Below are 18799 nucleotides of genomic sequence, written 5' to 3'. Positions count from 1 at the left end.
GGGGAAACACAAAGATGACATGGGTTCGGGGAGTTCGGTGCCGGATACAGGCCCTGCGGGCCGAACGGCACCAGTGGCGCGCCGCGCACGAGCGCTTCAAGGCCGCGCAGCGCGCCGCCCGCAAACAGGGCAAGGAGCCGGACGTCGACCATCCGGGTCCGCCGCCCACCGGCTTCGCCCTGCTGCCCTGGCTGCTGATGGGGATGGGGTCCCTCTCCAACCTCCTCCAGGGCAGGACCCCGAACCCGTGGGTCGGCGGCCTGGGCCTGCTGGCCTTCAACTCCCTCTACCTCTACGTCACTTTCCGCTCCTTCGAACGGGACAGGCGGGAGGCGCTCTCCACCCGGCTGGCGCTGCTGATCATGGCCCTGGTGACCACGGGTCTGGCACTCGGCTACGGCGGTGACTGGCTGACCTTCTTCCCGCTGCTCGGGCTCGCGACCGGCGCGGCCCTGCGCGGTCCGTGGCTGGGCCGGACGGGCCTGCTGCTCTCGGTGTACGCGGGCGCCGTCTCGTACGTCCGCGGCGGGTGGGGGGACGCGTCCGGCATCGGCTACGCCACCTTCATCTCCAGCATGGTGACCGCCGCGATCCTCGGCCTGTCCGAGGCCGTGCGGGAACTGCGCGCCGCCCGCGAGGAGCTGGCCCGGCGCGCGGTGGAGAAGGAGCGGCTGCGCTTCTCGCGGGACCTGCACGACCTGCTCGGGCACACGCTGTCGGTGATCGTGGTGAAGTCGGAGGCGGCCAGGCGGCTGGCCCCGCGCGACATGGACGCGGCGCTGGGCCAGATCGCGGACATCGAGTCGGTGGGCCGGCAGGCGCTCACCGAGATCCGTGAGGCGGTGACCGGTTACCGGGAGGGCAGCCTCGCCACCGAGCTGACCCGGGCCCGTTCGGCGCTGTCCGCGGCGAGCGTGGAGCCGGTGGTGCGCCAGTCCGGCGTACCGCTCGAACCGCAGACGGAGGCGTTGCTGAGCTGGGTGGTGCGCGAGGCGGTCACCAACGTGGTCCGGCACAGCGACGCCGGCCGCTGCGAGATCGCCGTCGACTGCGGCGCCGAGCAGGCCCGGCTCACCGTCACCGACAACGGCAGCGGCAGGCCCGTGAGCCGGCCCGAGCAGGGCATCGGCGGCACGGGACTGAAGGGCCTGACCGAACGCCTCGCGGCGGCGGGCGGCTCGCTCACGGCCGGCCCGTCGCCGCGCGGCGGCTTCGCGGTGACCGCCGAACTCCCGGTGGTGTCGGCGGCGTTCGCGGACGCGGCGGCTACGGCGCCCAGGGCGAGCTGACCGCCCAGCTGACGTCGTCGCTCCAGGACGTGCTGCTGTCGAAGTCGTCGGAGCCGCCGTCGCTCGCTATGTAGAGGTTGTACGCGTAGTGGCGCAGGTACCTCGTGGGGTAGTTGTACGAGGCGAACGAGGTGCCGGTGCCGCTCTTGCCGCTCTGCGGGCAGAAGGTGGCGTCGGCCCGGAACTGGGCGGTGCCGTCCATGGGCTGGCGGTAGAGCCTGTAGTCGTGGTGGCGCAGGAAGTCGCCGGGGTAGTTGCGTGACTCGAAGGAGACGCAGGAGCCGCTCGCGAGGCCGCGGCGGACGATCCAGGTCGCGTCGTTCCTGTCCAGGGCGGAGCTGCCCGAGGTGATCGAGGAGAGCACGCCGGCGTCGTTCTGGTGGCGGACGTAGTCGGTGGTGCAGCAGGAGGTGGTGGCGCGCAGCGAGATCTCCGCACCGGGGTTCAGGGTGCCGGCGCTGCCGCTCGCGCCGCCGTAGCCGACGGAGACGATGTCGGCCTGGACGGCGGCGTCGGCGGCGTCGGTCGGGATGCCGGAGGTCATCACGCCCTCGAAGAAGGAGCCGATGGAGCCGTTGCTGTTGTCGCCGCCGGTGCCGAGGACGATCGCGCCCTCCTGATGCATCGGCGCGTATCCGCTCGTGGTCGGTTCACCCCCGGAATAGGTGGTCGTGAGCCCGCCGGACTGGGCATTCCCGTATTTCAGCGCGAAATGGTTCTGTCCGTTGTTCTTGAGCAGGGCGGTCACGAAAGGAAGGGGTCCGGTGCCCGTGTCGGAGGTGTTCCTGCTGTGTCCGGCGTCGGACTGGAACAGCCCGTTCTCCAGGTCGGCCTGCACCCAGGGGCCCTGTCCGTAGCACGGCGAGAACCAGCACTCGGTGCCGAAGTTGATGGCGTCCATGTGGCCGTTGCCGGTGTCCTTGTTGTTGGTCTCGGCGTTGCCGTAGTCGAAGCAGCAGCGGTTGTTGACGTGGGTGCCGGAGGTCACCATGTACATCCCCTCGGCCTGCCCGTTCACGGCGACGCCCGAGGTGGAGTTGTCCCGGTAGCCCATGCCGGCGGAGATCTCCAGGCCGTAGACCTGATGGCCGCCGGCGGTCACCGGGAGGGCGTCGGCGGGCGCCCCGACATCGGCCGCTCCGGCGCCGCCGGCGCCTTCGACGGTGAGGTTGTTGTGCCGGGCGGACTGGTCGTAGATCTCGGTGATGACGCAGGTCGTGCCGGCACAGAAGGAGTCCTGGGCCGCCGCGTCGGCGTAGCCGCCGGCGGACAGCAGCCCGATGTTCTTCTTCGCCCCGTCCGAGGCGCGCTGCACCTGGTAGAGCGGGCCGCCGTACGACCCGTACAGCGCCCGGACCAGGCTGTGCGCGGCGACGCAGGGGGTGCCCGCGGCGGCGTAGACGTCACAGGGCAGCGAACCCGCCGCTGCGGCCTCGGGCGCACCGGTGCCGAGCAGCAGCGCGGCGAGGGTCGCGCAGACCGCGAGGACGGACAGGGCGGCGCTTCTCAGCCGCCCGGGGCGGATGTGGGGGGACCTCGTGAGCACGGTGCACCTCGGATTCTCTGGTCGACTTCTTTGGTCGATATCTCGGACGTCGTTCGATCGAAATACCGAACCTATTCGACGGCGGAAATGGCACGGATTCCTGGAAATGCAGGGGCGATTGTTTGATCACCGTCTCGGAGCGTCAACCCCCGCTGCACCGGACCATGCCAAGTCTTTAATCGACAGCCGGCCGTACCCGCCCCGCCCGGTGCGGGGGCGCACGGGCTCGGGATCGGCGCCGTTCCAGGTCGGCGGGTCCGCCGTAACCTGACTCCATGAACGAGATGCCCCGCGAGCACCGGACCACCAAGTCCATTCGGGTGCTGCTCGCCGAGGACCAGGGCATGATGCGCGGCGCGCTCGCTCTGCTGCTCGGCATGGAGGAGGACATCGAGGTGGTGGCCCAGCTGGGCTCGGGGGACGGCATCGTCGACGCCGTGCTCACCCACCGGCCGGACGTGGCCCTGCTGGACATCGAACTGCCGGGCGTCAGCGGGCTGGACGCGGCGGCCGAGCTGCGGGAGCAGGCGCCCGACTGCAGGGTGCTGATCCTCACCACCTTCGGCCGGCCCGGCTATCTGCGCCGCGCCATGGAGGCCAGAGCGGCCGGTTTCCTCGTCAAGGACGGGCCCGTCGAGGAACTGGCCGCGGCGATCCGGCGGGTGCTCACCGGGGAGACCGTCGTCGACCCGGCGCTGGCCGCCGCCGCCCTCAGCGCCGGACCGAATCCGCTGACGGCCCGTGAGTGCGAGGTGCTGAAGGCGTCGGTGGACGGGGCGACGGTCGCCGACGTCGCCGGGAAGCTGCATCTGTCCGAGTCCACCGTGCGCAACTACCTGTCCTCGGCGATCGGCAAGACGGGCACCCGCAACCGGGCGGAGGCGGTACGGGAGGCCCGGCAACAGGGGTGGCTGTGACCGGGACTCCTGGCCCCTCCTGCCGGCTGCGGTGTCATCGCGTCACTTCGGCGTCCTTGAACGCCGTGCCCTCGGGCGCGACGCACACGAACCACTTCGCCCCCGGATAGCCCGCGGCCGGCACGATCGCCGGACGGGGCAGGTTGTGCTCGTAGACGACCGGGCCGCTCCTGGCCTTGGTGGTCGTGCCGTCCTTCCAGGTGCAGGTGACCTCCTGGGCGGTCTCGGCGACCTTCCCGACCACCAGGTGGTCCCATGTCGAGCTCGTGTCGTCCAGGGGGTTGGAGGCTGACTCCAGGTCCCTGCCCGTGAGGCGCTCCAGCTTCCGCCTGGCGTCGAACATGACCTGCCGCGGGGGCTGGTCGCCGAACTTCCGGGTCACGAAGTAGGAGGTCTTGCCGATCAGGTCGGTGGGCTTGTCCACGGCGGCCATCAGGTTCAGCTCCTGCATGGCGACGTACTGCCGGTCCGCCTCGGTCCTGTTCCGCGGCGCTCCCCACACCTGGAGGTCGACGTACCAGGGCGTGCCCTGGTACAGGCCGCGCGACAGCTCGGTCCGCTGCGGCTCGTACACATGCCGGTCCTCGGGCGAGGTCGGTTCCGTCGTCAGGTTTCCGTGCCGGTCCCCGTGGCCGCCGCCCGGCAGGCCCGTCACCGCCAGCGTCGCCCCCGTCGACCCCGTCAGCACGACGGCCGTGGCCGTCACGACCGCCCAGCGGCGGGCTCTGCGGCGCCGGCCGCCCCGGATGACCGCCTGGACGGGGGCTGTACCGATCTCGACCTCGTCCGCGGCGTCCGCGAGGAGGAGGGCGATGTCCGTCTGCGTCATGTCGTGGTTCTCCCGCTCCGCGCCCATCACTTCCGCCCTCCGTACGTCACCGTGTCGGCCAGCCCCGGTACGGCCCGGAGTTTCGCGATGCCCTTGGCCGCGTTGCTCTTCACCGTGCCGACCGAGCAGCCCATCGCCTCCGCCGCCTGGGTCTCCGTCAGGTCCTCCCAGTAGCGCAGGACCACCGCCTCCCGCTGCCGCGCGGGCAGCTGGGCGAGCGCCGTGAGCAGCGCGCCGCGGTCGTCGGCCTGCGCGATCCGGTCCCCCGCCTCGGCCACCTCGCGCACCAGGCCCGAGTCGTCCTTCGGGGCCAGGAACTCCTTGAGCCTTCTTCTGTGTCTGCGGGCATGCAGATTGATCATCACGCGCCGTACGTAGGCCTCGGGATCGTCGGCCGCGCCGACCTTCCGCCAGGCCACATAGACCCGCTCAAGCGTGGACTGGACCAGGTCCTCGGCGGCGTGCTGCTCCCCCGTGAGGAGAAACGCCGTACGCATCAGGCGCGGCCAGCGGCCGACCATGAAGCTCTGGAACTCGTCGTTCCGAGCGTTCTTCCCGTCCCCCATGGGCACCTCCCTTGATGTCAGAAGGAGTCCACGGGGCGCCCGGACCGTTGCCTCATCCCCGGGAAGTCGCGGAATCTCCTCGCGGCAGCCACACCAGCATCAGCACCGCGCCGCCCAGCAGCACCGCCGTACTGGCCCGGAAGGCCAGCGCGTAGCCGTCCGTCAGCGCCTGCGGGCCGTGGCCGCCGCCCGTGCCGGCCGCGGCGACGGTGGACATCACGGCGAGGCCCAGTGAACCGCCCATGGTGCGCGAGGTGTTGACGAGCCCCGACACCACCCCCGCCTCCCCCGGCGCCGCCCCCGACGTGGCGAGGGAGGCGAGCGGGGTCACCGCCAGGCCCGCGCCCAGCATCATCAGGATCCCCGGGATCATGATCGCGGTGAGGTACGCCTCGTGGGCGCTCATCGTGGACTGCCAGCCGAATCCCGCCGCGGCCACCAGCGTGCCCAGCGTCGCCGTGGTCCGCGCGCCGGCGGCCCGCATCAGGCGCGGCGCCAGCTTGGAGCCGACGACCACCGCCAGCGAGCTGGGCACGAGGGCGACTCCGGCCTGGAGCGGCGAGTAGCCGAGGACGTTCTGGGCGTAGAGCGTCATGAAGTACCACATGCAGAACATGGCCGAGCCGGAGACGAACATCGCGGCGTTCGCCGCGGCGACCGAGCGCAGCCGGAGCAGCCCGAGCGGCATCAGCGGCGCCGCCGTACGCGCCTCGACCAGCAGGAACAGGCCGGTCAGCAGCAGCCCGGCGAGCAGCGGCAGCAGGGTGGCGGCGGCCGTCCAGCCCTCCTCCTCGGTCTGCGAGATGCCATACGCGAGGGTCGCCAGGCCCGCCGTCACCAGCAGCGCGCCGGGCAGGTCCAGGCGCCGGCCGTCACCGGCCCGGCTCTCGGTGAGCCAGCGCATCGAGCCGGCCAGCACCAGCGCGCCCACCGGCACGTTGATCAGCAGCACCCAGCGCCAGGACAGCAGGTCCACGAGCGCCCCGCCGACGAGCCCGCCCGCGGCCCCGCCACCGGCGCCGACCGCGGACCAGGTGGCGATCGCGCGCGCCCGCGCCGCCCCCTGCGGCACCGCGGAGGTCAGCAGGGTCAGCGTCGAGGGGGCCAGCACGGCCGCGCCCAGTCCCTGCACGGCCCGGGCCAGCAGCAGCTGCCAGCCCTCCTGGGCGAGGCCGCCGCCCAGCGAGGCCAGCGTGAACAGGCCGAGGCCGACCAGGAACATCCGCTTGCGCCCGTACAGGTCGCCGGCCCGGCCGCCGAGCAGCATGAACCCGGCGAAGGCGATGGCGTAGGCGTTCACCACCCACTGCAGGCCGGACGGCGTGAGGCCGAGGCCGCCGCGCATGGACGGCAGGGCGACGTTCACCACCGACACGTCGAGGACGACCAGGAACTGTCCGGCGCAGGCGAGCGCCACCACCAGCCAGGTCGGCGCGGTCGTACGGCGGGATATGAGCGGTGTGGTGTCGGCGGCTTCCAGCATGGGTGTCATGCTCTCAACCGGGTTACGGTCCTTGCATCGTCATTTCGGACCACCGGTGCGGCCCACCGGTCCTAGGTCCCGCGGCCCAGGACCGCCGCAGGGTGCCGCCTACACAGCGCGCAGTACGGTCACCACCGCCGCCCCGCCCAGCCCGATGTTGTGCGCGAGTCCCACCCGCGCCCGCGGCACCTGCCGCTTCCCCGCCCGGCCGCGCAGCTGCCACACCAGCTCGGCCGTCTGGGCCAGCCCGGTCGCGCCCAGCGGATGCCCCTTGGAGATCAGCCCGCCCGACGGGTTCACGACCCACCGGCCGCCGTACGTCGTCGCGCCCGACTCGACGAGCTTCCCGGACTCCCCCGGGGCGCACATGCCGAGGGCCTCGTACGTCAGCAGTTCGTTGACCGAGAAGCAGTCGTGCAGCTCGATCACGTCGACGTCGTCGATGCCGAGCCCGGCGCGTTCGTACGCCTGCCGGGCCGCGTCCCGGGACATGGGCTGACCGACGACGTCGATGCAAGAGCCGGACGCGAAGGACTCCTCGGTGTCGGTGGTCATGGCCTGCCCGGCGATCTCCACGAGACCGGTGAGCCCGCGCCGGGAGGCGAACCGCTCCGACACCACCACGGCCGCCGCCGCGCCGTCCGAGGTCGGCGAGCACTGGAGCTTGGTCAGCGGCCGGTGGACCGTACGGGAGGCGAGGACGCCGGCGACGTCGTACACGTCCCGGAACTGGGCGCGCGGGTTGTGCGCGGAGTGCCGGTGGTTCTTGGCGGCGACCGCGGCGAGCTGCGCCTCGGTCGTGCCGTACCTCTCCATGTGCTCGCGGGCCGCGCCACCGAAGATCTGCGCGGTGGGCGGGGTCTGCTCGAAGCCGTGCCGAGCGGCCATGACGCCGTAGTGCCGGGCGACCGGAGACGTGGAGAAGTCGCCGCCGTCGGCCCCTCCGCCCAGCGCGCCCTTCTTCATCTTCTCGAAGCCCAGCGCCAGGACGCAGTCGGCGGCGCCGCCCTGCACGAGCTGCCGGGCGAGCATCAGCGCGGTCGAGCCGGTCGCGCAGTTGTTGCTGACGTTGTAGACGGGGACGCCGGTGAGCCCCAGCTCGTAGGCGGCGCGCTGGCCGGCGGTCGAGGGCTGGAAGCAGTAGCCGACAGGAACCTGTTCCACATCGGTGTAGACGACGCCCGCATCCGCCAGAGCCGCGCCACCCGCCTCCCGCACCATGTCCCAGTACTGCCATGAACGGGTCTCGGGCTTCTCGAACCTGGTCATCCCGACCCCGGCGACATAGGCCTTCATGGCGCGCAGATTAGAACGTGTTCCATAAATGTACCACCCCCTGACGGGCGATCAGAATCCCATGAAGTGGTCAAGGATTCATTAGAGGCCTGAAGCAACGGAATAGTTGCCTGTGCATACGAGGTTTACCCGGCACTTATCACTACGGGGAGGCCTCGACTTCATGACCCACACGACGACCGACCAGCCCGGCCGGAGGGCCGGCGGCGCCGTGGTCCCGGTGCTCGCCTTCGCGGGCATCGTGGTCGCGGTGATGCAGACCCTGCTCGTGCCGGTCATCAAGGACCTGCCGCAGCTGCTGGACACCACGCCCTCCAACGCCACCTGGGTCCTGACCTCGACCCTGCTGTCCGGCGCCGTCGCCACCCCGATCATGGGCCGGCTCGGCGACCTGTACGGCAAGCGGCGGATGCTCATCCTCAGCCTGGCCGTGATGGTGGTCGGCGCCCTGGTCAGCGCGGTCACCAGCCAGCTGCTCACCATGATCGTCGGCCGTACCCTGCAGGGCTTCGCGATGGGCGCGATCCCGCTGGGCATCGGCCTGATGCGCGACATGCTGCCGCGCGAGAAGCTCGGCTCGGCCATGGCCCTGATGAGCTCCTCGATCGGCGTGGGCGGCGGCCTCGCCCTGCCCGCCGCGGCCCTGGTCGCGCAGCACACGAACTGGCACGCCCTGTTCTACGGCGCCGCCGGCCTCGGCGCGCTGTCCATCGTCCTGACCCTCCTCGTGGTGCCCGAGTCCCCGATGCGGGCGGAGGGCTCCTTCGACCTGCTCGGCGCGCTCGGCCTGTCCACCGGCCTGGTCCTGCTCCTGCTGCCCATCACCAAGGGCAGCGACTGGGGCTGGTCGTCGGGCACCACGCTCGGCCTGTTCGCCGCGTCGGTCGCGGTCCTCGCGCTGTGGGGCCTGTACGAGCTGCGCGTCCAGGCGCCCCTGGTCGACCTGCGCACCACCGCCCGCCCGGCCGTCCTCTTCACCAACCTCGCGTCGATCATGGTCGGGGTGGCGTTCTACGTCGTCTCGCTCGTCCTTCCCCAGCTGCTCCAGCTGCCGAAGACGACCGGCTACGGCCTCGGCCAGTCCATGGTCGTCGCCGGTCTGTGCGTGGCCCCGCTGGGCCTGACGATGATGTTCACCGCACCGGTCTACGCCCGCCTGTCCGCCAGGTACGGCCCCAAGACCACCCTCATCATCGGCCTGCTGATCATCGCCCTCGGCTACGGCGGCGGCCTCGGCCTGATGGACGCGGCCTGGCAGACGATCGTCACGTCCGTCGTGCTCGGCGCGGGTATCGGTCTCGCCTACTCCTCGCTGCCCGCCCTGATCGTCGGCGCGGTCCCGGCCTCGGAGACCGGCGCGGCCAACGGCCTCAACACGCTGATGCGGTCCATCGGCACCTCGGTGTCCAGCGCCGTCATCGGCATGGTGCTGGCCAACACGGCGAACGACGTGGGCGGCATCGCGGTCCCGACCATGCACGGCTTCCGGGTGTCCTTCCTGATCGCCACGGCCGCGGTGGCGGTGGGCCTGCTGCTGGCCCTGTTCCTGCCGAAGGCCGGCCGCCCGGCTCAGCAGCAGCACACCCAGCTCCGGGCGAGCAGCGAGGAGGACGCCGTGCTGGAGCGGGCCGAGGAGGTCCTGCGCGGCTTCCGGGGGCGGGTCCTGGACGCCGGCGGTGCACCGGTCGCCCGGGCCAAGGTGACGCTGATCGACCGGCGGGGGCGGCAGGCGGGGGCGACCGTCTCCGGCGAGGACGGCGGCTATGCGCTCGCCGTGCCGGCGCAGGGGGCGTACGTGCTCGCCGCGAAGGCCTCCGGCCATGGCCCGCTCGCCTCCTCCGCCACGCACTCCGGTGAGGAGCGGGCGGTCGAACTGGACCTCTCGCTGCCCGGCGAGACGGTGAGCGCCTAGGGCCCGGAGCCCCGGAACACTTCGGGCGCCCTCCGCACCCCCTGTCACACCCGTGGCGGGGGGTGCGGCAGCATGGGGCACCTGAACAGCCGTACGACCGGAAGGCGCCCCATGCCCGTCCCCGCCCCCCAGCCCGAGATCCTGGCCGCGTTCGAGGCGGCCAAGGGGTTCATGCCCGTGGACGAGGGGCTGGCGCTGTACGCGGCCGCGGTGGAGGCCGGCGGGCTGGGGCTGCCGTTGCTGGAGGTCGGGACCTACTGCGGACGCTCCACCGTGCTGCTCGCCGACGCGGCCCGTGCGGCCGGGGTCAGCGCGCTGACCGTCGACCACCACCGGGGCAGCGAGGAGCAGCAGCCGGGCTGGGACTACCACGACCCGGAGACGGTCGACCCGGAGATCGGGCTGATGGACACCCTGCCGGCCTTCCGCCGCACGCTGTTCCGGGCGGGTCTGGAGGAGCACGTGATCGCCCTCGTGGGGCGCTCGCCGCGGATCGCGGCCGTCTGGGGCTCGCCGCTCGGTCTCGTGTTCGTCGACGGCGGCCATACGGACGAGCACGCCACCGCCGACTACGAGGGCTGGGCGCCGCACGTGGCCGAGGGGGGCCTCCTCGTCATCCACGACGTGTTCCCGGACCCCGAGGACGAGTTCACCGGTCAGGCGCCGTACCGCGTGTACCTGCGGGCTCTCGCGTCCGGGGCGTTCACGGAGGTCTCGGCGACCGGCTCTCTGCGTGTCCTGCGGCGAACGGGCGCCGGGATCTGACGTCCCGGTTAGAGTCGCAGACGTGTCGTACGCAGGCCCGGACTTCGATCCCCCGCAGCCCCGCCGTCCCCGGCGCGGCCCCCTGACCGTGGCGCTCGCCGCGCTGGTGCCCGGCGCGCTGCTCGGCTGGGTGGTGTACCAGACGGTGGGCGGCGGTGACGGGGCCTCCGCCGCCCCGGCCCCGCGCGGCTCCGCCGCTTCCCCCGCACCCTCGACCCGCTCCGCCTCCCCCGCGGACGACGGCAAACAGCACTCGGGGGCGACGCCCGCGTCCGGTTCGCTGCAGGGCAAGGTCGTCGTCGTCGACCCCGGCCACAACCCGGGCAACTTCCAGCACACGTCCGAGATCAACCAGAAGGTGGACATCGGGACGAACTGGAAGGAGTGCGACACCACCGGGACGTCCACCAACGACGGGTACACGGAGGCCCGGTTCACGCTCGACGTCGCCCACCGGCTGCGCACGCTGCTGGAGGCGCAGGGCGCCACGGTGAAGCTGACCCGTGACGGTGACAGCCCCGCCTGGGGGCCGTGTGTGGACGAGCGGGCCCGGATCGGCAACGCCGCGCACGCCGACGCGGCCATCTCGATCCACGCCGACGGCTCCGCCGAGGGCAACCGTGGCTTCCATGTGATCCTGCCGGGGTCGGTGCACGCCGGTGCCGCCGACACCCGCCCGATCGTCGATCCCTCGCACGACCTCGGTACGCGCATCGCCGGCACGTTCCTGCGCGACACCGGCGAGCCGCCGTCCAACTACCTCGGCGAAGGTACCGGTCTCGTCACACGTACGGACCTGGGCGGTCTCAATCTGTCAACGGTTCCCAAGGTGTTCATCGAGTGCGGCAACATGCGCGATAGCAAGGACGCGGCACTACTGACCAGCGGCGCCTGGCGGCAGAAGGCGGCGCAAGGGATCTCTGAGGGAATCGTGAGTTTCCTGCGCGAGTCGTGAGCGGCGGGCGGAACCGGCCGGACAGCCGGATCTTGCGGACGGTAGTGTCTACCGACGACGAGACGACTTACGAAGGACCTGAAGTGAATATCCGCTCCCTCACTAGAGGCGATGGCGTGGTGATCGTGGCAGCGGTGGTGCTGTTCATCGCGTCGTTCCTCGACAACTACTCGTACGACGAGCTGCCCGACAGCGTTGACCTGCCGAACCTCTGGGAGAGCGGACCGGTCCTGCTCGGCGTTGTCCTGGCGGGGATCATCGCCGCCGCGCTCGTCGTCATCGCTCGCGCCCTGCCGCAGCCGCGCAAGGTCGCGGGTCTCGAACTCGGCGCCATCGGCGTCGCGTTCGCGGTGTTCGCCGCCTGGAGCGCGCTCGGCAACGTCATCGACCCCGTCGGTGGCCTGGACAACCTCCCCGGCGCGGCCGAGGACAAGGCGCCCAGCGCCGGCACGGGCCTGATCCTCGCACTCGTCGCCACCCTCATCATGGCCGCCGCCGCCGTCGCCACCCCCCTGGTCCCCGCCCTCAAGGCGGACCTGCTCCCGGCCCCCAAGCCGGTCGCCCCGCAGCCCTACGGGGCTCAGCCGCAGGGTGGTTACGGCTACCCGGGTGCCCCGGCGCAGCCGTACGGTGCCCAGCCGCAGCCGGGCCAGCCGTTCGGGCAGCAGCCGCAGGGCGCTCCGGCGGCGGCGCAGCCTGCCCCGGCCGCCGCGGACTTCTCCCCGTTCTGGTTCGCCGTCCCGGTCGCCCGGCCGCTGTTCGCGGAGGACGGCTCGCCGACCCCGATCGCCGAACTGGCGCCGGGCACCTGGTACCTGGCCGTCGAGCAGCGCGGTGCCGCGCTGGTCGCGCAGACCCAGGACGGCCGCCGTGGCGTGCTCCAGGACACCTCCGGCATCCAGCGCGGCTGAGCCCGCACCCGCCGTACCCCGGCCCCTCGCCCTTCCGGGCGGGGGGCCGTTGTCGTACAGTCGCCTCCCCACCGGTGAACTGATGGACCGTCAGGAGGCAGATCGGATGCGGCTCGGTCTCGCACTCGGGTACTGGGGACGCGGTCCGGACACCGGTCATGTGCCGCTCGCCCAGGAGGCGGAGCGGCTCGGCTACGCCTCCGTGTGGACGGCGGAGTCCTGGGGATCGGACGTCTTCACACCGCTCACCTGGATCGCCGCGCGGACGTCAACGATCGGGCTGGGCACGGCGGTTGCCCAGATGGCCGCACGTTCGCCGACCACCACCGCGATGCACGCGCTCACCCTGGACCACCTCTCCGGCGGGCGGATGATGCTCGGGCTCGGCCTGTCCGGGCCGCAGGTGGTGGAGGGGTGGTACGGCCGCCCGTTCCCGGAGTCGCCGCTGACCGCGACCCGGGAGTACGTGGACGTCGTACGGCAGGTGCTGCGGCGTGAGGCGCCGGTGGAGGTGGACGGGCGGTTCCATCCGCTGCCCTACCGGGGGCCGGACGGCACGGGGCTCGGCAAGCCGCTGAAGCCGATCACGCATCCGCTGCGGCCCGGCCTGCCCCTCCTGCTCGGGGCCGAGGGGCCGAAGAACGTCGCGCAGACGGTCCGGATCGCCGACGGCTGGCTGCCGCTGTACTGGGCGCCGAGCCGGCCCGAGGTGTACGGGGAGGCGGTGCGGAAGGTGCCGGAGGGGTTCCTGGTGGCTCCGATGGCGCGGGTGAAGGTGTGCGACGACGTCGCCGAGGGGCTGCTGCCGGTCAAGGCGATGCTCGGCTTCTACATCGGCGGGATGGGGCACGCCGCCCGCAACTTCCACGCCGACCTCATGGCGCGCATGGGGTACGAGGAGGAGGCGCGGCGGATCCAGGAACTGTTCCTCGCGGGGCGGCGACAGGAGGCGGTGCTGGCGGTGCCGGACGCCTTCGCCGACGAGATCTCGCTGGTCGGCCCGCGCGAACGCATCGCCGAGCGGCTTCAGTTGTGGCGGGCGGGCCCGGTGACGGACCTGCTGGCCCTGTCACCGGACCCGCACACCCTCAGGGTGCTGGCGGAGCTGAACTCCTAGCCGCCCTTGGCCAGCTGGGACGCCGAGGGCACCTGGTTCTTGACCGGGGCGCCGGCGCTCGCGCCCGCGTTCTTGACGTTGTTGATGACGTCGTCGAAGGCGGAGGCCGCGCCGGTGTCCCCCTGGCGCAGCTTGGACGGCAGGTTCTTCAGGGCCTCGATGCCGGCGGTGAGCGGCGCGAGGGCCTTGGCGAGCGTCGGGTCGCCCTGCGCGTTCTTCTGGGCCGCCTTGAGCCGGTTGTAGGCGAAGGCACCGGCCAGACCGGCCTTCACCAGAGCCGTCTTGCGGCCCTTGGCGCCCTTCTTGAACTTCCCGGCCTTCCAGGGCTTGACGATCCACTGGTAGGTGGCGCCGGCCGCGAGACCGGCGTCGAGCACGAAACGGGTCTTGGCGAACTTGCGCCGTTCCGCGGAGGTGGTCGGGGTGGGGGTCCCGGCGGCGGGGACGGCCTGGACCGCCGTGGTGTCCTTCGTACTGCTCTTCTCGCCGGCCTTCTCGCCGCTGCCGCAGGCGGTGGAGCCGGCCAGCAGGGCACAGCACAGCGTGAGCGCCACGCACAGGCGCCGTATCGGTACGGGCACGGAAGTCCTCCGGACGTGTCCTCCCCGAGCGATCTGCTTCCTCCGGCAGCCTCGCCCGTGAGGGCCGGTTCCGCCACTCGGGGGACGCCGTCCGGGTTTCACCGGGCGTCGCCCGGCAATCCGGAAGGTATGTCCCCTCGATATCGCAACGGTGCGAACCAGGCCGGGACGGTCATCGCGGTCGTCGCCGACATCATGGCCCTGATCCTCGGCCTGTGGATCCTGATGTACCTGCTGGACGCGAACCGGGCCAACAGCCTGGTCCAGTTCGTCCACGACGCCGCCGCATGGCTCGCCGGCTGGTCGCACGATCTGTTCACCTTCGACAAGGCCTGGGCGAGGGTCGTGGCCGGCTACGGCCTGGCCGCGGTGGTCTACCTGTTCGTCGGCCACGCCATCGCCAACCGCATGCACCGCCACTGACGCGCCCCACGGGAGCGCGTCAGTGCCCCGCAGCGCTCAGCAGCAGTCGGGGTCCAGGCCCGTCGGCAGGTGTTCGCCGCCGAAGACCGCGCACGTGGCCTCGTGGCCGCCGAGCGCGGCGACGGCGAGGAGGAGGGAGCCGGCCGTCCAGGAGGTGAGTTCCCGGGGCCACACCGCGTCGTCCTCGAAGACGTAGCCCGTCCAGTACAGGCCGCTCCCGGGGTCGCGCAGATGCTGGATGGACTGCAGGATCGTCAGGGCACGGTCCGACTCCCCCACCGCCCACAGGGCCAGCGCGAGTTCACTGGACTCGCCGCCGGTGACCCAGGGGTTGGGCACCACGCAGCGCACACCGACGCCGGGCACGACGAAGCGGTCCCAGGACTCCTCGATGCGGGACCTGGCCTCCTCGCCCGTCAGCGCGCCGCCGAGGACCGGGTAGTACCAGTCCATCGAGTAGCGGTCCTTGTCGAGGAAGCGCTCGGGGTGCCGGCGGATCGCGTGCCGGAGCCCACCGACCGCCAACTCCCAGTCCGGCTGCGGCTCTTCGCGCTGCTCGGCGATGGCGAGCGCGCAGCGCAGCGCGTGGTGGACGGAGGAGCTGCCGGTGAGCAGGGCGTCCGCGGTGGGTGTGCCGTCGTCCTCACGGCGCCAGCCGATCTGGCCGCCGGGCTGCTGCAGTGCAAGCACCCACTCCATGGCCGCGTAGACGGTCGGCCACATGCGGTCCAGGAAGGTGTCGTCGCCGGTGGACAGGTAGTGGTGCCAGACGCCGACGGCTATGTAGGCGACGAAGTTCGACTCGCGGGCGCGGTCCGTGACGTCGTCGTGGGCGCCGTCGGCGTAGGCGGCGTACCAGGAGCCGTCCTCGTTCTGGTGCCGGGCCAGCCAGTCGTACGCCCGCTCGGCCGCCTCGTGTTCGCCGGCCGCGTCCAGGGCCATCGCGGCCTCGGTGTGGTCCCACGGGTCCAGGTGGTGCCCGCGGAACCACGGGATCGCACCGTCCTCCCGCTGCACGGCGAGGATGCCGCGGACGGTCGCGACGGCCTGCTCGGCGGTGAGGACCCCGGGCAGGACGAGGTGTTCTGTCCGGGGAGTGGTCACCGGGCGTCCACCGAGGGCAGGTGCGGCTTGGTCGCGTAGACCACGAAGCTCTTGCCGATCAGCGGGTTCAGCGCCTGCTCGGCGACCCGCGTGGCGAGCGGCTTCTTCATGATGTCCCAGACCAGCAGCTTGTGGTACGCCCGCACGGGCAGCGCCTTGTCGTTGTCGACGCCGAACGCGCACTTCAGCCACCAGTACGGCGAGTGCAGGGCGTGCGCGTGATGGCTGCCGTACGGCTTCAGGCCGGCTTCGCGGATCTTCGCGACCAGCTCGTCGGCCTTGTAGATGCGGATGTGGCCGCCCTCGACCTCGTGGTAGGCGTCGGACAGCGCCCAGCAGACCTTCTCGGGGCCGTAGCGCGGCACGGTGACGGCGATGCGTCCGCCCGGCCTGAGCACGCGGACCATCTCGGCGAGCACGCCCTTGTCGTCCGGGATGTGCTCCATCACCTCGGAGATGATGACGACGTCGAAGGACTCGTCCGGGAAGGGCAGGGCCAGCGCGTCGCCCTCCATGGCCGTGGCGGTGGCGCCCTCGGGTGCCTCCCCGGCCTCCTTCATCGCCGCGAACCACTTGGCGACCTCGCGGATCTCCTCGGCGTTCTGGTCGAGGGCCACGACCTGGGCGCCGCGCCGGTAGCACTCGAAGGCGTGCCGGCCGGCCCCGCAGCCGAGGTCCAGGACTCGGTCGCCCGGGGCGAGCGGGAACCGGGAGAAGTCGACGGTCAGCACGTGGCCCTGCTTTCGGAAGAGACGCCTGCAACACTTGCCGGGACCGCGGAGCGGCCGGGAACCTGGGCCGCGGGGCGGCGGGGGCCCGCGGAGCGGGCGATGGCCTCGCGGTAGTGGGTCACCGTGCCTTCGGCGGCGCGGGCCCAGGTGAACTTCCGCAGCACCCGCTCCCGGCCGGCCCGGCCGAGCCGCGCCCGCAGCTCCGGGTCGCCGAGCAGCCGGCCGAGCCCGGCGGCCAGCGCGCCCGCGTCGCCCGGCGGTACGGCCAGGCAGGTCTCGCCGTCGCGGCCGGCGACCTCGGGGATCGCGCCGCCGGTCGTGGCGACCAGCGGGGTGCCGGTGGCCATGGCCTCGGCGGCGGGCAGCGAGAAGCCCTCGTACAGCGAGGGCACGCAGGCGACCTCGGCCGAACGGATCAGGTCGACCAGCTCGGCGTCGGAGATGCCCTTGACGAACTCGACGGCGTCTTCGAGGCCGTAGCGCTCGACCGCCTGGGCGACCGGGCCCTCGGCCGGGCGCTTGCCCACGACGACGAGATGGGCGGCCGGGTGCTCGGTGCGCACCTTGGCCAGCGCCTCCACCAGGAACACCAGCCCCTTGAGCGGCACATCGGCGCTGGAGGTGGTGACGATCCGGCCCGGCACCTCGGGCACGGCCGGATTCGGCGCGAACAGATCGGTGTCGGCGCCGATGTGGACCACGTGGACGCGGTCGTCACGGACGCCGAGGTGGTCCACGATCTCCTGCCGGGAGCTGCCGGAGACCGTGAGGACCGAGGGCAGCCGGCGCGAGACGCGCTTCTGCATCCGGGTGAACGCGTACCAGCGGCGCACCGAGTAGCGGCGCTGCCAGCCCTCGGCCGCGTCCAGCTCCAGCTGCCGGTCGACGGTGATGGGGTGGTGGATGGTGGTGACGAGCGGGGCGCCGATGTCGCCGAGCAGGCCGTACCCCAGCGTCTGGTTGTCGTGGACAACGTCGAAGTCGCCGCGCCGGGCCCGCAGGTGGCGGCGGGCGCGCAGCGAGAAGGTCAGCGGCTCGGGAAAGCCGCCGGTCCACATCGTCGCGACTTCGAGGGCGTCGATCCAGTCCCGGTACTCGTCCCGCCCGGGGGTGCGGAAGGGGTCGGGCTGGCGGTAGAGGTCGAGGCTGGGCAGCTCGGTGAGGGTGAGACTGGGGTAGCCCTCGTCGAGGACGGGGTACGGCTGCGAGCCGATGACCTCGACGCGGTGGCCGAGGCGGGCCAGCTCACGCGAGAGATGGCGGACGTAGACGCCCTGGCCGCCGCAGAACGGGTTCCCTTTATAGGTGAGGAGCGCGATGTCGAGCGGTCGCTCGCCGTCGGCCGCGGGGTCCTCCTGGGCACCCGCGTCCCGGGCCTCAGCGGTCACTCCGTGCCCCCTTCTGCCTGCACTGTCCCGCGAGACTACGACGGGACGGTAATCTAGAACAAGTTTCAGACTTGATCGTTCAAGAGGCTCTGAATCTACCGGCAGGTAGGGGCGCTGTGAGCAGTGGATCAGGTGATTCGCGCCACGGCGAGTCGTCCTGCCATGCTGTCTGATCACGTGCCCCACAGACGCCTTCACCGACTGTCACGGAACGGGACCCATGCCTGCGGAATCCAAGGTGGAAGCCAGTTCGGTCCGGCCTTCGCCGTCTCCGTCGTCTCCGCTCACCGAGCGCCAGGAGGCCCGCCGCCGCAGGATCCTGCACGCGAGCGCCCAGCTGGCCAGCCGGGGCGGTTTCGACGCCGTACAGATGCGCGAGGTGGCGGAGTCCTCCCAGGTCGCCCTGGGCACCCTCTACCGCTACTTCCCCTCCAAGGTGCATCTGCTGGTCGCGACCATGCAGGACCAGCTGGAGCACATGCACGGCACCCTGCGCAAGAAGCCCCCGGCCGGCCACACGGCCGCCGAGCGGGTCGCCGAGACGCTGATGCGCGCCTTCCGCGCCCTCCAGCGCGAGCCGCACCTGGCCGACGCGATGGTCCGCGCGCTGACCTTCGCCGACCGCAGTGTCTCGCCCGAGGTCGACCAGGTCTCCCGGCAGACCACACTGATCATCCTGGACGCGATGGGCCTGGAGGACCCCACGCCCGAGCAGCTCTCGGCGGTCCGGGTCATCGAGCACACCTGGCACTCGGCCCTGATCACCTGGCTCTCGGGCCGCGCCTCCATCGCCCAGGTGAAGATCGACATCGAGACGGTCTGCCGCCTGATCGACTTGACGGAGCCGGACAGGTCGTAGGGGCTTCGGGACGGCGCCGGGCAGGTCCACAGGGCCCCTCGGCGGAGCCGGGCAGGACCACAAGGCCCCTCGGCGGAGCCGGGCAGGTCCACAAGGGCACGGCCTCCGGCCGCGCCCTCCGCCCGTG

Annotated in this window: 18 protein-coding genes; 9 read left to right on the top strand and 9 right to left on the bottom strand. The window is 72.0% G+C overall.

The window, feature by feature from the left end; all coding sequences use genetic code 11:
* Positions 1 to 14: 14 nt before the first annotated feature.
* Positions 15 to 1289 carry a sensor histidine kinase gene (locus tag IE244_RS03750; protein WP_191871148.1) on the top strand — a complete coding sequence of 425 codons (1275 nt, stop codon included), beginning with the start codon at positions 15 to 17 and terminating at the stop codon, positions 1287 to 1289.
* On the opposite strand, the gene IE244_RS03745 is transcribed toward IE244_RS03750, so the two are convergent.
* Positions 1267 to 2835: an alpha-L-arabinofuranosidase B gene (locus IE244_RS03745; RefSeq protein WP_191871147.1), complete on the bottom strand. Its 1569-nt coding sequence runs from the start codon at positions 2833 to 2835 to the stop codon at positions 1267 to 1269. The two genes, IE244_RS03750 and IE244_RS03745, sit on opposite strands and share 23 nt — an antisense overlap.
* A gap of 275 nt (positions 2836 to 3110) precedes the next feature.
* On the opposite strand from IE244_RS03745, the gene IE244_RS03740 reads away from it, so the two are divergent.
* A complete protein-coding gene (locus tag IE244_RS03740; protein ID WP_191871146.1) occupies positions 3111 to 3752 on the top strand; it encodes a response regulator transcription factor in 642 nt (213 codons plus the stop codon).
* A gap of 34 nt (positions 3753 to 3786) precedes the next feature.
* Here the strand turns inward: IE244_RS03740 and IE244_RS03735 are convergent, their stop codons facing one another.
* The 4 genes from IE244_RS03735 to IE244_RS03720 all read right to left on the bottom strand — a co-directional run bounded on the left by IE244_RS03735 (position 3787) and on the right by IE244_RS03720 (position 7926).
* Positions 3787 to 4581 carry a hypothetical protein gene (locus tag IE244_RS03735; RefSeq protein WP_229853934.1) on the bottom strand — a complete coding sequence of 265 codons (795 nt, stop codon included), beginning with the start codon at positions 4579 to 4581 and terminating at the stop codon, positions 3787 to 3789.
* Between the two features lie 26 nt (positions 4582 to 4607).
* The gene (locus IE244_RS03730; RefSeq protein ID WP_191871144.1) at positions 4608 to 5147 is read right to left on the bottom strand and encodes a SigE family RNA polymerase sigma factor; all 540 of its coding nucleotides are present in this window, start codon (positions 5145 to 5147) and stop codon (positions 4608 to 4610) included.
* A 52-nt stretch (positions 5148 to 5199) separates the two neighbouring features.
* Entirely contained in the window at positions 5200 to 6630 is a 1431-nt protein-coding gene (locus tag IE244_RS03725) for an MFS transporter (RefSeq protein ID WP_191871143.1), read from the bottom strand.
* Between the two features lie 108 nt (positions 6631 to 6738).
* Positions 6739 to 7926, bottom strand: coding sequence for a thiolase C-terminal domain-containing protein (locus tag IE244_RS03720; protein WP_191871142.1), 1188 nt, complete (start codon positions 7924 to 7926; stop codon positions 6739 to 6741).
* 163 nt (positions 7927 to 8089) lie between these two features.
* On the opposite strand from IE244_RS03720, the gene IE244_RS03715 reads away from it, so the two are divergent.
* The 5 genes from IE244_RS03715 (at position 8090) to IE244_RS03695 (ending at position 13586) form a co-directional block, all read left to right on the top strand.
* Positions 8090 to 9838: an MFS transporter gene (locus tag IE244_RS03715; protein WP_191871141.1), complete on the top strand. Its 1749-nt coding sequence runs from the start codon at positions 8090 to 8092 to the stop codon at positions 9836 to 9838.
* Positions 9839 to 9949: 111 nt separating this feature from the next.
* Entirely contained in the window at positions 9950 to 10603 is a 654-nt protein-coding gene (locus IE244_RS03710) for a class I SAM-dependent methyltransferase (RefSeq protein ID WP_191871416.1), read from the top strand.
* 22 nt (positions 10604 to 10625) lie between these two features.
* Positions 10626 to 11558 (top strand): N-acetylmuramoyl-L-alanine amidase, encoded by a 933-nt coding sequence (locus IE244_RS03705; RefSeq protein ID WP_191871140.1) that lies wholly within the window; start codon positions 10626 to 10628, stop codon positions 11556 to 11558.
* A gap of 83 nt (positions 11559 to 11641) precedes the next feature.
* Entirely contained in the window at positions 11642 to 12469 is an 828-nt protein-coding gene (locus tag IE244_RS03700; protein ID WP_191871139.1) for a DUF5336 domain-containing protein, read from the top strand.
* A 106-nt stretch (positions 12470 to 12575) separates the two neighbouring features.
* Positions 12576 to 13586: an LLM class F420-dependent oxidoreductase gene (locus IE244_RS03695; protein WP_191871138.1), complete on the top strand. Its 1011-nt coding sequence runs from the start codon at positions 12576 to 12578 to the stop codon at positions 13584 to 13586.
* On the opposite strand, the gene IE244_RS03690 is transcribed toward IE244_RS03695, so the two are convergent.
* Positions 13583 to 14167 carry a hypothetical protein gene (locus IE244_RS03690; RefSeq protein ID WP_191871137.1) on the bottom strand — a complete coding sequence of 195 codons (585 nt, stop codon included), beginning with the start codon at positions 14165 to 14167 and terminating at the stop codon, positions 13583 to 13585. The two genes, IE244_RS03695 and IE244_RS03690, sit on opposite strands and share 4 nt — an antisense overlap.
* A 129-nt stretch (positions 14168 to 14296) precedes the next feature.
* Between IE244_RS03690 and IE244_RS03685 the strand changes: the two genes are divergently transcribed.
* A complete protein-coding gene (locus tag IE244_RS03685; protein WP_191871136.1) occupies positions 14297 to 14590 on the top strand; it encodes a hypothetical protein in 294 nt (97 codons plus the stop codon).
* A gap of 36 nt (positions 14591 to 14626) precedes the next feature.
* On the opposite strand, the gene IE244_RS03680 is transcribed toward IE244_RS03685, so the two are convergent.
* The 3 genes from IE244_RS03680 to IE244_RS03670 are packed head-to-tail and all read right to left on the bottom strand — an operon-like array spanning position 14627 to position 17813.
* On the bottom strand, positions 14627 to 15694 hold the full coding sequence (locus tag IE244_RS03680; protein WP_191871135.1) for a prenyltransferase/squalene oxidase repeat-containing protein: 1068 nt from the start codon (positions 15692 to 15694) through the stop codon (positions 14627 to 14629).
* Positions 15691 to 16425, bottom strand: a complete 735-nt coding sequence (locus IE244_RS03675) for a class I SAM-dependent methyltransferase (RefSeq protein WP_191871134.1) — start codon at positions 16423 to 16425, stop codon at positions 15691 to 15693. The genes IE244_RS03680 and IE244_RS03675 overlap by 4 nt, the downstream gene beginning before the upstream one ends.
* On the bottom strand, positions 16419 to 17813 hold the full coding sequence (locus IE244_RS03670) for a glycosyltransferase family 4 protein (protein WP_191871133.1): 1395 nt from the start codon (positions 17811 to 17813) through the stop codon (positions 16419 to 16421). The genes IE244_RS03675 and IE244_RS03670 overlap by 7 nt, the downstream gene beginning before the upstream one ends.
* Before the next feature lie 220 nt (positions 17814 to 18033).
* On the opposite strand from IE244_RS03670, the gene IE244_RS03665 reads away from it, so the two are divergent.
* Entirely contained in the window at positions 18034 to 18672 is a 639-nt protein-coding gene (locus tag IE244_RS03665) for a TetR family transcriptional regulator (protein WP_191871132.1), read from the top strand.
* Positions 18673 to 18799 lie beyond the last annotated feature (127 nt).

The organism is Streptomyces filipinensis (assembly GCF_014649495.1).
In the GTDB taxonomy this organism is placed as follows: domain Bacteria; phylum Actinomycetota; class Actinomycetes; order Streptomycetales; family Streptomycetaceae; genus Streptomyces; species Streptomyces filipinensis.
This window is presented reverse-complemented; position numbering and strand designations above follow the sequence as displayed.